The organism is Paenibacillus sp. CF384, from assembly GCF_900106745.1.
Taxonomy (GTDB): domain Bacteria; phylum Bacillota; class Bacilli; order Paenibacillales; family Paenibacillaceae; genus Paenibacillus_Z.
This window is the reverse complement of record NZ_FNNV01000001.1, coordinates 616,014-629,921: the sequence shown is the minus strand read 5'-3', so window position 1 is coordinate 629,921 and position 13,908 is coordinate 616,014. Positions and strand designations below refer to the sequence as shown.

The 13,908-nt window shown below is 52.5% G+C and carries 10 protein-coding genes and 1 pseudogene; 8 read left to right on the top strand and 3 right to left on the bottom strand.

The genetic code is table 11. The features are described 5' to 3' along the window. Positions 1–6 precede the first annotated feature (6 nt). Positions 7–1,434, top strand: a complete 1,428-nt coding sequence (locus BLW29_RS02845) for an aldehyde dehydrogenase family protein (RefSeq protein WP_090976000.1) — start codon at positions 7–9, stop codon at positions 1,432–1,434. Between the two features lie 49 nt (positions 1,435–1,483). Continuing rightward, positions 1,484–2,818, top strand: coding sequence for an RNA polymerase factor sigma-54 (gene rpoN, locus BLW29_RS02840; RefSeq protein WP_090975998.1), 1,335 nt, complete (start codon positions 1,484–1,486; stop codon positions 2,816–2,818). A gap of 3 nt (positions 2,819–2,821) precedes the next feature. On the opposite strand, the gene ablB is transcribed toward rpoN, so the two are convergent. Further along, the gene (gene ablB / locus BLW29_RS02835; protein ID WP_256208269.1) at positions 2,822–3,700 is read right to left on the bottom strand and encodes a putative beta-lysine N-acetyltransferase; all 879 of its coding nucleotides are present in this window, start codon (positions 3,698–3,700) and stop codon (positions 2,822–2,824) included. Between the two features lie 153 nt (positions 3,701–3,853). Here ablB and BLW29_RS02830 point away from each other — a divergent pair, with 153 nt between their 5' ends. The 4 genes and pseudogenes from BLW29_RS02830 to BLW29_RS02815 all read left to right on the top strand — a co-directional run. After that, positions 3,854–5,185, top strand: a complete 1,332-nt coding sequence (locus BLW29_RS02830) for an aspartate aminotransferase family protein (protein ID WP_090975996.1) — start codon at positions 3,854–3,856, stop codon at positions 5,183–5,185. Next, positions 5,182–5,907 carry a CoA transferase subunit A gene (locus BLW29_RS02825; protein ID WP_090975994.1) on the top strand — a complete coding sequence of 242 codons (726 nt, stop codon included), beginning with the start codon at positions 5,182–5,184 and terminating at the stop codon, positions 5,905–5,907. The genes BLW29_RS02830 and BLW29_RS02825 overlap by 4 nt, the downstream gene beginning before the upstream one ends. After that, positions 5,850–6,512, top strand: coding sequence for a 3-oxoacid CoA-transferase subunit B (locus tag BLW29_RS02820; protein ID WP_090975992.1), 663 nt, complete (start codon positions 5,850–5,852; stop codon positions 6,510–6,512). Before BLW29_RS02825 ends, BLW29_RS02820 begins: the two co-directional genes overlap by 58 nt. Positions 6,513–6,533: 21 nt before the next feature. Next, a pseudogene (locus BLW29_RS02815) lies at positions 6,534–7,790 on the top strand (peptidase); the annotation flags it as partial. 607 nt (positions 7,791–8,397) lie between these two features. Here the strand turns inward: BLW29_RS02815 and ablA are convergent. Both ablA and BLW29_RS02805 read right to left on the bottom strand, forming a co-directional pair. Continuing rightward, the gene (gene ablA, locus BLW29_RS02810; protein ID WP_090977058.1) at positions 8,398–9,894 is read right to left on the bottom strand and encodes a lysine 2,3-aminomutase; all 1,497 of its coding nucleotides are present in this window, start codon (positions 9,892–9,894) and stop codon (positions 8,398–8,400) included. A gap of 157 nt (positions 9,895–10,051) precedes the next feature. Then, entirely contained in the window at positions 10,052–11,470 is a 1,419-nt protein-coding gene (locus BLW29_RS02805) for a sigma-54 interaction domain-containing protein (RefSeq protein ID WP_090975989.1), read from the bottom strand. Positions 11,471–11,606: 136 nt separating this feature from the next. On the opposite strand from BLW29_RS02805, the gene BLW29_RS02800 reads away from it, so the two are divergent. Both BLW29_RS02800 and BLW29_RS02795 read left to right on the top strand, forming a co-directional pair. After that, on the top strand, positions 11,607–11,897 hold the full coding sequence (locus tag BLW29_RS02800; protein ID WP_090975987.1) for a hypothetical protein: 291 nt from the start codon (positions 11,607–11,609) through the stop codon (positions 11,895–11,897). A 141-nt stretch (positions 11,898–12,038) separates the two neighbouring features. After that, the gene (locus BLW29_RS02795; RefSeq protein ID WP_090975985.1) at positions 12,039–13,733 is read left to right on the top strand and encodes a M3 family oligoendopeptidase; all 1,695 of its coding nucleotides are present in this window, start codon (positions 12,039–12,041) and stop codon (positions 13,731–13,733) included. The last annotated feature ends 175 nt before the right edge of the window (positions 13,734–13,908 follow it).

Sequence of the window (13,908 nt, the reverse complement as noted above, 5' to 3'; positions counted from 1 at the left end):
TGGCGGATGATAAAGAAGCAGCTCTATATAGGTGGAGAGTGGTTGGAGGCCAAATCCTACACGAAGTTGACGGCGCCATACTCCGGAGAGGCATTAGCGGAAATTCCGCTTGCTGACAGAGAGGAGACGGAGCGCGCCATCGAAGCCGCTTACGCTGCAAGAGGGGTAATGGCGAAGCTGCCCGCTCATAAACGGGCAGCGATATTGGAAACATTAAGCCGCCTGCTGACCGAACGCGCGGGGGAGGCAGCCCGATTGATCGCGATGGAGGCGGCCAAACCGCTAAAGGCTGCGTTAGCTGAAGTAGATCGTACCATTCAGACGTATAAGTTTGCTGCTGAAGAAGCGAAACGCTTGAGTGGCGAGATGATTCCGCTAGATGCTGCACCGGGCGGCGAAGGTCGAATCGCCTATACGATGAAGGAGCCGATTGGCGTCATCGGCGCGATAACGCCGTTTAATTTCCCCATGAATCTGGTCGCGCATAAAGTAGGGCCGGCCATTGCTTCCGGTAACACCATCGTGCTTAAGCCGGCATCGCAAACGCCCTTGTCCGCATTGTTCTTGGCCGAATTGTTGGAAGAAGCGGGTCTTCCCGCCGGTGCGCTGAATGTGGTGACGGGCTCCGGTTCCATAATTGGAGATGTCATCGTTAAGCACGATAAAGTGAAGGCGATCTCGTTCACAGGCAGCCCGAAGGTCGGCATCGGTATTCGCAATCAAGCTGACTTGAAGCGTGTTGCCCTCGAGCTGGGCTCAAACTCCGCATTGATTATCGATAAAGGCGTTCCGTTGTCCAAAATCATTCCGCGCTGCGTGGTTGGCGCGTTCTCCTATCAAGGTCAAGTATGTATCTCCTTGCAGCGTATTTATGTGCATGCGAATCACTATGATGAGTTCGTTGCTGGATTCTGCGAGGCTGCAGCTAAGCTGAAGGTAGGAGACCCGCTTGATCCGGATACCGATCTATCGGCCATGATCACGCAAGGCGACGTCAGCCGGGCACTGTCCTGGATTGAAGAAGCGGTACAGCAGGGAGCAGTCGTTGCATGCGGAGGAGGCACTTCATCCGCGCAAATTCTACAGCCTACCGTATTATTGGAGGTAAGTCGATCCGCCAAAGTAAGCTGCGAGGAAGTATTCGCTCCAATCGTGCTCATTAACCGAATTCGCGATGTGGAGGAAGGAATCCAGCTTATTAACGATTCCAGGTTCGGACTCCATGCCGGGATCTACACGGACAATATTCATACAGCGCTCGATGCAGCGGAGAAGCTGCATGTAGGAGGCGTCATGATTAACGATATTCCTACGTTCAGGGTGGATCACATGCCTTATGGCGGCGTGAAAGAAAGCGGGCTTGGCCGCGAAGGCGTCAAGTATGCGATCGATGAAATGACGGAAATCAAAACCGTTATTATTAATCGGACTTAGCCCATCCCGAATATACTATAGGAATCCACCTTCGAAGCAGGTGATTCTTATGACTTCCCGGTACGGGTTCGGGATGTATCAGCAGCAGAAGGCGCATATGCATATGTCGCCGCAGCTGCAGCAGGCGATCAAAATTTTGCAGCTGCCGACGTCGGATTTGCTTGATTTTATTCGGGATGAGCTTGAGGAGAATCCGTTCTTGGAAGCGTGGGATGGACAGGGAGGAGCCGGACTTGGCACGGACTTCGCACGAGGTTCGCGAAGCGCGGCCCCACTCGATTACATCGCGGCAGATCAGGGGCTGACGCTGGAGAAACACTTGAAGGAACAGCTTCGTTTCGATTCGGAGATCGCAGGCGCTAAGAAGAAAGTGGTCGACTTTATCATCGGAAATTTGGATGCAAATGGTTATTTGGACTGCCCGCCGGAGCATATAGCTGCCAAACTTAACGTATCGCTTGTTGAGGTTGAGCAGGCATTAAATTACGTGCAAGGATTAGAGCCCGCTGGGGTCGGTGCCAGAAATTTGGCGGAATGTTTGCTGCTGCAAGTGAAGCGAACGGAGGGCTGCAGTCCGCTGATCATCACGTTGATTACAACACATCTGGAAGTGGTAGCGGATTATCATATCCAGAAATTAATGAGGCTGCTGCATGCCTCGCACGAGGAGATCGTCTCGGCCATCGCGTTCATCCGATCGCTGAATCCAAGGCCAGGTGCCGTCTATCAGCCGAAACAGGCTGATTATATCATCCCGGATGTACTCATACGATTGGTTGGGGATCAGTTTGTCGTATCCATTCAAGAGTCTGCGGCGCCAAGACTAACGATGAACACCACGTATGTAGGAATCGCGAAGGAGCTGGGGAATTCGGATGAATCAGGACGATATCTCTTGGCGAAACGAAGTGCCGCTGCCTTCCTGCTCAAATGCTTGGAGCAGCGCAGGCTGACTCTATTGCGGGTGACTAGAGCGATTGTGGAAGAACAGGCTGCATTCTTTCGCGGGGGAGCAGATCACCTCAAACCGATGGTGCTCCGGCAAATTGCGGAGAAAATAGGCTTGCATGAATCGACTGTCAGCCGAGCGGTTGCAGGCAAATATGCGCAGACGCCATGGGGCACCTGCGAGCTCGGTTATTTCTTTCCTTCCGGCTACAACAGCGGGCAGGAAGATGCGTCAACAGTAGAGAGTGTAAAGTCGAAGCTGCGCGAGATGGTGTCGCAGGAAGCGGACAGTACGCCGTATTCCGACCAACAGCTGGCGCTAATGCTCGAAGGGGAGGGCATTCCCATTTCCCGGCGAACGGTCGCCAAGTATCGGGAGGAGCTTGGCATTGCCTCCTCCTTCAAACGTAAACGAGCCAAGGAGCAAGAGCCATAACTGTTATTGCTCTGGCAGCATTTTGCACCATAAATTCATATCTTCGAACTTGTCATAAATATCGCAGTTCTTCGTCAGTCGACCCTGATAGTCATACCCTAATTGAAATAATGCGGCATTCATGCCGAAAGACAGTGCGCGTGAGAGGGAGTAAGTAGAGCGAATATCCCGCAGCTGTAATTCTTCTTCGAGCACATGAAGCAGCTGCCGCATTAAACCATGTCCGCGATAGGCGGGCAGCGTGAGGCAGTCCGTGAGCTCTGCATTGCGGTATTTGGTGTTGATTTCGGCCGAAGCCGCGCTGATGATATGACCCTCATGCTCCACAACAACGAACAGCGTGCCTTCTTCCATGACATGAGCCACATAGCCGGGGTCATTCATCGGAATCGGGTAGGTTTGAAAAATCTGTCCATATAAGAAGGCCAGCTCCCCAGCATCCTTCGCTTCAGCCTTGCGAATGGAGAACGGTTCCGCTAACGATTCTCTATCGGGCTTCGGTTGCAGGGCAAGCACTTGCTCCAGAATGTGATCCTCTTCGATCCAGTGATCGCTTGCGCGTCTCGCGAGGTCCGTATATTTGGCCATACAGTAAGCATCTTCCCCATCGAAATAACCCTTGTAAATCCCTTCAAGCATATAGCCCTTGGCCAGCAAGATTCGCATATCCGTTTCCCGCGTCTTCACGAACAGTTTCGTAAACAGTGGATTGCTCATTAGCTCCGTGAGACGGCTGCACAATGCATCCATATTTCCCTCGTAGTTGTAATCGTCGACCCGCAGCCGCATGTTGAATTCATCTCTGCATAATAGAAGGGTGAAATTGCTGCCCTGTTCGTTGTCCATTGCATAATACTGCTTATCGTTCTGCTTCGATTCCATGATGAGTGATCCTCCAATCCTGTTTCCGTTATTCTACATGGTAGAGATGCAAAATCAATGCCAGATTCGTGAATTCGCAGCCTTCTAGCCTAAGTTGGCACCGAAATTGCAGCAAGAATGGGCGAGAAGAGAGGCCGTTTGGAGGGGAAGCCATTGACACGGGAGCATTTGATCAAGCCGCTGCTAAGTGCCCACTATCCGAAGATTGACTATGGCAAAGGCGTATTTCTGTACGATGAGCACGGAAAAGCATACTTGGATGCCTCGTCAGGCGCTGTAACGGCGGGGATCGGACATGGTGTGCAAGAAGTGATCGATGCGATGCTCGCTCAAGCGCAGAAGGTGTCTTTTGTCTACCGCTCCCAATTTACGAGCGAGCCGGCGGAACAACTTGCGAAGCGGCTTAGTGATATGGCGCCGGGCCATGATTACTGGTCCTTCTTCGTGAACAGCGGTTCTGAGGCAACGGAAACCGCAATGAAGATTGCCATTCAATATTGGCAGGAGCAGGGTCGTCTTGGCAAAAATAAAGTCATTTCCAGACGGATGAGCTACCATGGCATCACGCTTGGGGCATTGTCGATGTCCGGTCATGTCACCAGGAGAAGGCGGTTTGTTCCGCTGCTGGAGGAGCTGCCGGTTGTCGCTGCGCCGTATTGCTATCGGTGTCCATTGTCGGCGCCGAGCTGCGGGCAAGCCTGCGCGGATGACTTAGAGACGAACATTAAACGAATAGGTGCAGAGCATATAGCGGCTTTCATCGCGGAGCCGATTATTGGAGCAGCCGGTGGCGCTGTTGTTCCGCCGGAAGGCTATTATGAACGAATCAAAGCCATCTGCGAGAAATACGAGATTCTGTTTATCGCCGATGAGGTCATGACCGGCATTGCCCGTACCGGAGCGATGTTCGGGATGGAGCATTGGAGCGTTGAGCCGGATTTGATTGCGCTTGGCAAAGGGCTTAGTGCGGGTTATACGCCGATCGCCGCTACGTTAGTGAAGGACCGAATCATGGAGCCGATTCTAGCCGGTTCGCAGATTGTCATGTCCGGCCATACCTTTAGCGCTAATCCGCAATCTGCGGCAACAGCCTTGGCAGTTCTCGATTACATCGATGCAGGTGGGCTTGTAGGTGCCGCTGAGGAGAAAGGCCGTTATCTGCGGCAAGCGCTGGAGCGGATTGCTTCTACCTGTGCGATTATTGGCGATGTTCGCGGCAAAGGGCTGCTGCTTGGGCTTGAGTTTGTTGCCGACCGGGCGAGCAAGCGGGTCTTCCCGGTCGTGCTAAGTGTCACAACACGGATCGTGGAGCGCGCGCAGAGCAAAGGATTGCTCATCTACCCTGCGGCAGGAGGCGTGAACGGTGAAGGGGATGCCGTCATCATTGCGCCGCCGCTTGTGATCACAACCGAGGAGATGGATCTGCTGGCCTCTTTGCTTGAAGAGACAATCGTGGAAGTGATGGGGGAGGTCATGGACGGATGACGAAACAGAAGACGATCGCTATTGATGAGGCGCTTAAGTGGATCGAAGATGGCTGTACGCTGATGTACGGCGGCTTCGGCGGAATCGGGACGCCTCCGACGCTTGTCGAAGCGATTTTGGATAAAGGCGTAAGGGATATTACGCTTATCGGTAACGATACCGGGTTTCCGTGGATCGGCATCGGTCGCTTGGTCACCGAAGGACGTGTTCGGAAAGTCATTACCTCGCATATCGGTTCCAATCCGAATGCAGGTCGCATGATGGAGGATGGCCGGATGGAAGTGGAATTCTATCCGCAAGGCACGCTGGCTGAGAAGATCAGGGCAGGCGGAGTAGGGCTAGGCGGTATTCTAGTTGATGTGGGGATGGGTACCACATTGGAAACAGGCAAGGAGAAGGTCGTGGTGGACGGCAAAACGTATCTGGTCGAACCGGCGCTCACGGCAGATGTGGCTATCGTTCATGCGTTGAAGGCTGACGAATACGGGAATTTGATCTACGACAAGAGCGGTCGCAACTTTAATCCTCTAGTAGCAATGGCAGGCACGCGGACAATTGCGGAAGCGGATGCGATTGTTCCGTTAGGCGAGCTTGATCCGGAGCGTATCGTGACACCGGGCATCTTCGTTGATGCGGTCGTTGCAGGGAAAGGAGTGAATTGGCAATGGGTGTGGGAGAAACAAGCCGTGACCGGATCGCAAGGCGAGCCGCCCGTGAAATAAAGGATGGGATGGTCGTTAATTTGGGGATCGGCATTCCGACGCGAGTGGCTGATTTCATTCCGGAAGGCATCCATGTGACCTTCCATGCGGAGAATGGAATCTTAGGAACGGGGCCGACGCCGGCCGCTGGCGAGGAAGATGGGTTTCTGTGCAACGCGGGCGGTTATCCGGTAACCCTGGCAATCGGCGCGTCTTATTGCGATAGTGCCATAGCTTTTGCCATGATTCGCCGTGGCTGCATCGATATGACGGTACTCGGAGCGCTGGAGGTCAGCGAGCAAGGGGATTTGGCCAATTGGATCGTACCCGGTAAACGGACGGCGGGTATCGGTGGTGCAATGGAGCTGGCGCAGAAAGCGAAGCGGGTCGTAGCCGTGATGAATCATGTTAATCGCGACGGCAAGTCGAAGATTAAGAAGCACTGCGAGCTGCCGCTTACGGCGCAGCGATGCGTCGATTCTATCATTACGGAAATGGCGGTCATGGACGTGACGGATGAGGGTCTCGTGCTGAAGGAAGTGATGTCTCCTTTTACGATTGAGGACGTAATCAGGTGCACCGAGGCAACGCTGCTCATACCGGGCAAGGTCGATTACATCACGTAGCCGATGAAGGAGGCGGACAGCATGGACCTGAAGGCGCAAATTCATGAATGGATCCAGCAGCACCGTGAGGAAGGCGTGGGCCTGCTGCAGAGTTTGGTCCGAATCGCTAGTACCCAAGGCAATGAACAGGAAGCGCAATTGCTCATAGCGGGTAAATTGTTCGAGATGAAATTGGATGTGGATCTGTGGGAGCCCGATGGTGCCCTGCTGGAAAAGCATCCTTATTTCTATTCGCCGAGAACGAGCTTCTCCGGCAGTCCGAATGTTGTGGGCATCCTGCGAGGAAGCGGGGGCGGCCGTTCGATTATTCTAAACGGTCATATGGATGTGGTGCCTGAAGGCGATCGCTCGCAATGGCGCAGTCAGCCATACAGCGGTGAAGTGGTGGACGGGAAATTGTATGGGCGCGGCGCATCGGATATGAAGGGCGGCAATGTCTCGCTGCTGCTTGCCATTCAAGCGATCCGCAGTTTGGGAATTACGCTGCAAGGTGATGTCATCTTTCAAAGTGTGATCGAGGAAGAAAGCGGAGGAGCCGGGACTTTGGCGATGATTGTGAAAGGGTATAAGGCCGATGCGGCATTGATACCCGAGCCTACGAATATGCGGATCTTTCCCAAGCAGCAGGGGTCCATGTGGTTCCGAATCGTGGTGAAGGGCCGCGCGGCGCACGGAGGAACACGGTACGAAGGCGTCAGTGCGATTGAAAAAAGCATGCTCGTGGTCGCTCATGTGCTGGAGCTTGAGCAGGTGCGCAATGCGAGGATCCATGATCCGCTCTTTGCGGATAATCCGATCCCCATACCGATTAATATCGGCACGATTAGCGGCGGCAATTGGCCATCCTCTGTGCCTGACACGGTGATATTGGAAGGTCGAATGGGGGTTGCGCCGGAGGAGTCGCTTGAACAAGCCAAAGAACAAATGGCCACTTGGTTGGAGCTGCTGGAGGAGAAGGACGAGTGGTTTCGCGCCGCGCCGCCAGAGCTGGAATGGTTCGGTGCCAGGTGGGTGCCGGGAAGTGTCGATCCGGCACATGAATTGGTGCGGATCGTGGCGGAGCAATACACGTCGGTTACGAATCAACCGGCGGTCTTGGAAGCTTCGCCATGGGGCACAGATGGCGGGCTTCTGACGGTTCTGGCCGAAACGCCATGTATCGTCTTCGGCCCCGGCCTCACGCAGATGGCCCATTACCCTAACGAGCATATCGAGCTCGACGCCGTGTTCGAAGCCGCCGAGATTATCGCGCTCACAATGGCGGAGTGGTGCGGGGTTGAGGAGGAAGCGGCTCGAGATGGGGAAGGTGTAGGAGCAGGGGATGTGATTGGCAGAAACGAAGAAGTTGAATCAGTTGTAGAGGTTGATGTCGGTGCGGAAGTGGCGGGAACGGTAGTGGAAGTGAATGTGGTAGCGGAAGTAGCAGAAGTGGGAGCTGAAAATGCAGAAACAGAAGCAGAATTCAAAGCAGAGAAAGAACCAGAACAGAAGAAGGAGCAGGAGCATCAACAGCAGTAAGGATATAGAGTAGAAGTAAGAGCTGGAGTAGTTTCCATAATTCGCTAACGAACCGTGGAGGCCTTATTTGGGCGAACATGACGGCTAAAAAACGCTAACGAACCTTGGGGGCGCTATTGAGCGGAAATGCTTAATTTGTACGGGTTTTGAACCAAATAACGCCTGTACGGTTCGTTAGATTTTCAATCGGGGTTATTGCCGGAATAAGGCCTCAGCGGTACGTTAGAATTTCACAAGGTGGACGCCGCTAAGCATACACAACAAAAGCCGTCTCAACCGCGCATCGCGCAAAGTTGAGTCGGCTTTTGGGCATTAATGGTGGGCTACTAACTGATTATCTTTATAAACGGATACGATGCCAGCTCAATTACTCGCTCTTGCCCTCATCCTTCGGCGCCGCCGCTTGCTCCGGAGCGCTATCCTCGCTAGCGGGAGCGCTCTGCTGCTTCGCGCCTTCGCCGGCTGACTGATCCTGCTGCCGCGCCTTCATGAGCTTCTGCTTCATTTCGTCACGCTTCTCGCGTTTGTCTTTGAGCGAGTGGTGGTCGGCCGCTTGCTCATACAGCTTGCGTCTGCCGATACGCCGCAAATTTTCCGGCACCAAGTTGAAATTTTCATCTTTGATGAGCGAGATGATGCCGGTGCTAGGCGGCTGCTTCTCGATGCCGTAGATTTCATTGAAGTACTCATCCGCACGGCCCGGCACATAATTGCTAGGCTCCGGATAACCGACGATAACGCCTTCATAGTTACGCAAGATCACCTTATCCTGACTTTGCGAGATGAGATAGTTCGGTTGAAGTGCGATCTTGCCGCCACCTCCGGGAGCGTCAACAACGAAAGTTGGCACCGCATACCCGCTGGTATGCCCGCGAAGCGCTTCAATAATCTCCAACCCTTTGGAGACAGGCGCCCGGAAGTGGCCGATCCCTTCGGATAAGTCGCATTGATAGATATAGTATGGTCGCACGCGGATTTTGACCAGCTCGTGCATGAGCTTCTTCATGATGTGGGTACTATCGTTGATACCCGCGAGGATAACGGATTGATTACCGAGCGGCACGCCGGCATCTGCCAGCATCGCACAAGCTTGCTTCGCTTCTTCTGTTATTTCCAGCGGATGATTGAAATGCGTGTTCAACCAAATCGGGTGATACTTGCGCAGCATCGTGCACAGATTCTCCGTAATCCGCTGCGGGAATACGACCGGCGCCCGCGTGCCGATTCGAATGATCTCGACATGGGGGATCTCGCGCAAGTTTTTCAATATATATTCCAGAATCGTATCGTTAATCAACAACCCATCCCCGCCGGACAACAGCACATCCCGAACCTCCGGTGTATTCCGGATATAAGCGATGGCATCGTCCATCTGCTTCTTCGGCACGCCCATGCCCACTTGGCCGGAGAAGCGGCGGCGCGTACAGTAACGGCAGTACATCGAGCATTGGTTCGTCACGAGGAAGAGCACACGGTCCGGATATCGATGGGTTAGTCCCGGCGTTGGTGAATCTTCGTCTTCATAGAGCGGATCCTCGAGATCATATTTCGTCTTCAACAGCTCCGCAGAAATCGGAACCGACTGCAGCCGAATGGGACAGCGCGGATCATCCGGATGCATGAGCGAGGCATAGTAAGGCGTAATGTTGAGGGGAATCGTTTGCGTCGAAATGAGCACACCTGCCTCTTCGTCAGGCGTTAGATTGACCACTTGCTTCAACTCATCCAGCGTCTTAATCGTATGCGTGAGCTGCCAGATCCAGTCATTCCATTGTTCATCCGTTACATCTTTCCAGAGCGCTACTTGCTTCCAGTGCCTCTTGCTGCTTAGGGGCACCTTGTCCGTCCCGCTATCGTTTGACATGCTCATGTTTGGCGCACCTCCACGGAAATTTGCTAGTCGCACTTATTGGTGCAAGAAACATGCCAACCTTGCCAAACGCAGCTCATTGCACGCAAAAAAAGGCCTCTGCCCACAAGCAGAAGCCAACCCGTCGCCAACTCTCACATCATCCCTCCAATCAAGGTTTCTTCGTAATCCCATATCGATTCAGTTTATATTGCAAAGCCTGCCGTTTCATGCCTAGCTCATTCGCGGTTTGACTTACGTTATAGCCATTCTTCTGAAAAGCAAGCGCAATAGCCTCGCGTTCCAGCTGCTTCATCCGCTCCGGCAGTCGATCGTTACCGCTGCCACTATCCACCTCAGCTGCTGCCTCGCGATCTACCAGCAGTCCACGAGGTAAATGCCGTTCTTCAATGGTTTCCTCATCGATTTCGACCATATTATAGGCAGATTCGATCGCATGACCCAGCTCGCGAACATTACCGGGCCAGCTATAAGCGGTCAACCGTCGAAGCGCATCAGGCGAGAGGTTCCGAATGTGCAGGCCAAACACCGGATTCAGCTTCTCGATAAAATGGTTCACCAGCAGCGGAATATCCGCTTCTCGTTGCTGCAAAGGAGGAAGCTCGATCTTCACCACGCTCAGCCTATAAAATAAATCATACCGCAGCAGCCCTTCTTCAAGCGCCTGCGCCGGGTCCATATTCATGGCGGTAATGATACGAACATCCGCCTGCTGTTCATGGGTGCCGCCAATCCGCCTGACCATGCCATCCTGAAGCACCCGAAGAAGCTTTGCCTGCAAATAAACATCCAGACTGCTCAGCTCGTCGAGGAATAATGTGCCGCCGCTGGCTTGCTCGAACAGGCCCGCCCGATCGACCGCACCGGTAAACGCGCCTCTTGCCGTGCCGAACATGATGCCTTCCAGCAGATCAGCAGGAACAGCGGCGCAGTTCTGTGCAACGAAAGGACGATTGCGCCGGGCTCCGGCGTTGTGAATGCTTTGAGCGAACAACTCCTTGCCGGTACCGGTCGGACCGCAAATCATGACGGGGGAAACCGTTCGTGATGTCTTTTTCGCAAGGGTTAAAGCGTCTTGGAACGCTTTGCTTCGGCCGATGAGGTCGCTGAACTCGTATCTTGCCGTCCCTTTATGCTTGTTTTCCTTCTGCTTCGCCTGATAGAGCTGATGCCGAAGGTCGAGAATCTGATCATGCAGCTGCACGATGCTCGTAATATCTTTCGCGACTTCCAGTGCTCCGATCAATTGGCCATTGTCATAGAGCGGATAAGTGCTGTTAATGGTCATAATCCGTTTACCTGTTACGTTGAAATAGGTTTGAATATGGGCGGGCAGCTGCTGACCGGTCTGAAGCACCTTCTCAAGCGTGCTCGTTTCCTGCGTAAGGGACGGATAGAGGTGCAAAATATTTTTCCCGAGCACTTGCTCCCGGTCCAGCCCGTCAATTTCGGCCATTTTATCATTGTAGAAGACGGTATTGCCTTCCTGATCAATGAAATGAACACCTACATCAATCGTGTTGAGGATCTTCTCGAAATAGTCGGACACGATGCTGTTTCGATCGGACATCGTTCGCTCGCCTCCATGCCCAGCTGCGATTATCTGAATAAAATTCACACGCTATACACAAAAGTTATGCACCATGCCGAATAATCATCACCCAGAAACCAACCTAGCATACTGTGTAGGAAGGTGGTGATGATAAATGACATTTACACTTGCAGCATGGGTGACCTACACGATGTGGGCTATATTTGCCCTGATGATCATTGATTTTGTTATAGCCTTTTCCAAGTCTTTCTGGAAAGGGACTTTCGATACAACATTTCTCGGCTATTTGAAAGACATTGTCTTCTATGTACTTCCTCTGAATTTCCTGCTTTCGATGGTTTCCATCGACCCGACTACTTACACGCTGATCGTACTATTCTTCATAGGCGGCGTTTCGGTCATCTATAAGTACGTGATGGATATCATCGGTCGATTCAAAGAGTAAAGCTAAATAGAATTGCTGATGGGGCTGCGAGGGGGCGAGCCCCGAACGGCCTCTTTTGGTATTGGTGCGTTTAGGCTATAATTGGGAAGTTAGACTTTGGTATTCTTTTTATTCCCGTTATGAAAGGTTAGGTGCGAATTCATGAAATTTAGCGAGTACCAGTACGAACGCCCGGATGTAAAAGAGTTTGAACAGAAGTTTAAGTCGCAATTGGAATCGTTCCTATCCGCGCAAACCTACGACGAGCAAGACCTTGCCATGACGCAGTTAAACCACCTTCGCAGTGAGTTCGATTCGCAAGCGCAAATCGCGAGCATCCGCCACTCCATTGATACGAATGACGAGTTTTATAAAGCCGAGCAAGATTTCTTCGACGAAAGCGGCCCAGTTGTGCAAGAATACATAACCGATTACTATCGCGCACTCGTGGGTTCCAAGTTCAGAGCTGAGCTTGAGCAGAAGTGGGGCCGTCAGCTGTTTCAATTGGCCGAGCTGTCGCTCAAGACGTTCAGTCCAGAGGTCATTGAGGATCTTCAGCAAGAGAATAAGCTGACGACCGAATATTCGAAGCTGATTGCGTCCGCCAAGATCATGTTCGAGGGCGAAGAGCGGACATTGTCCCAGCTCGGGCCGTTCCAGCAATCGAAGGATCGCGATATGCGCAGACGTGCAATGGAGGCTTCATCAGGCTTCATGGCAGAGAATGAAGCCACTTTCGATCGGATCTACGATGATCTCGTGAAGGTACGTACGAAGATTGCGAAGAAGTTGGGTTTTGCCAACTATGTGGAGCTAGGTTATGCACGAATGAGCCGCACGGATTACAATGCGGAGATGGTCGCTAACTTCCGCAAGCAGGTGCTTCAATACATCGTGCCGGTTGCTTCGAAGCTGAAAGCTGCGCAGCAGGAGCGAATCGAAGTCGATACTTTGCTTTACTACGACGAGAATTTTGTATTCAAGTCCGGGAATGCAACGCCGAAGGGCAATCCGGAGTGGATCGTGAAGAACGGCGAGAAGATGTATGCGGAACTGTCTCCAGAAACCGACGTGTTCTTCCGGTTCATGCAGGATAACGATCTGATGGATCTGGTAGCGAAGAAAGGCAAGCAGGGCGGCGGCTATTGCACGTATATTAGCAAGTACAGTGCGCCTTATATATTCTCCAACTTTAATGGGACTTCAGGCGATATTGATGTGCTGACGCACGAAGCCGGCCATGCTTTCCAGGTGTATGAGAGCAGAAGCTTCGCTGTTCCGGAGTACAGCTTCCCGACCTACGAGGCTTGCGAAATTCATTCGATGAGCATGGAGTTCTTTACTTGGCCGTGGATGGATCTGTTCTTCGAGGATGAAGCGGACAAATACCGGTTCGACCATCTGGCAAGCGGCTTGATCTTTATCCCCTATGGCGTGACGGTGGATGAGTTCCAGCATTTCATCTATGAGAATCCGGATGCATCTCCTACAGAGCGCAAGCAAGCATGGCGCGAAATCGAGCGTAAATACTTGCCGCACCGCAACTACTCCGACAATGCTTATCTGGAGCAAGGTGGATTCTGGCATAAGCAGGGTCATATCTTTAACAGCCCGTTCTACTATATCGACTACACGCTGGCACAGATCTGTGCGTTCCAATTCTGGAAGAAGATGCACGAGGATCGTCCGGAAGCATGGGCTGACTACCTGAACCTATGTCAACAAGGCGGAAGCTTGTCATTCACGGAGCTGGTGAAGGTTGCCGGTCTGAACTCCCCGTTCGAAGATGGCTGCGTAGCTTCTGTTATTGGCAGCATTGAGAGCTGGCTGGACGAAGCGGCACCGAATGTTGAATAAGTAGTGTTGGATAAGAAGTGAAGAAGCAGAAAACCGCCGTTTTGGCGGTTTTTTTGTGTGTAAAACAGGGTTCTGAAAGGCTGTGAGGAAATAGAGTACAGAGCATAGCGGATTTGTTGAAAAAAGTTTAAACCCTTCAGATAGATTGCAGCTTCGGCTGGCATCTATAGATATA

Excerpts from the sequence above, each read along its gene's own strand:
- ablA (WP_090977058.1), bottom strand. The coding sequence starts at position 9,894 with ATGTCAAACGATAGCGGGACGGACAAGGTGCCCCTAAGCAGCAAGAGG.
- BLW29_RS02800 (WP_090975987.1), top strand. The coding sequence starts at position 11,607 with ATGACATTTACACTTGCAGCATGGGTGACCTACACGATGTGGGCTATA.
- rpoN (WP_090975998.1), top strand. The coding sequence starts at position 1,484 with ATGACTTCCCGGTACGGGTTCGGGATGTATCAGCAGCAGAAGGCGCAT.
- BLW29_RS02805 (WP_090975989.1), bottom strand. The coding sequence starts at position 11,470 with ATGTCCGATCGAAACAGCATCGTGTCCGACTATTTCGAGAAGATCCTC.
- ablB (WP_256208269.1), bottom strand. The coding sequence starts at position 3,700 with ATGGAATCGAAGCAGAACGATAAGCAGTATTATGCAATGGACAACGAA.
- BLW29_RS02845 (WP_090976000.1), top strand. The coding sequence starts at position 7 with ATGATAAAGAAGCAGCTCTATATAGGTGGAGAGTGGTTGGAGGCCAAA.
- BLW29_RS02795 (WP_090975985.1), top strand. The coding sequence starts at position 12,039 with ATGAAATTTAGCGAGTACCAGTACGAACGCCCGGATGTAAAAGAGTTT.
- BLW29_RS02820 (WP_090975992.1), top strand. The coding sequence starts at position 5,850 with ATGGGTGTGGGAGAAACAAGCCGTGACCGGATCGCAAGGCGAGCCGCC.
- BLW29_RS02825 (WP_090975994.1), top strand. The coding sequence starts at position 5,182 with ATGACGAAACAGAAGACGATCGCTATTGATGAGGCGCTTAAGTGGATC.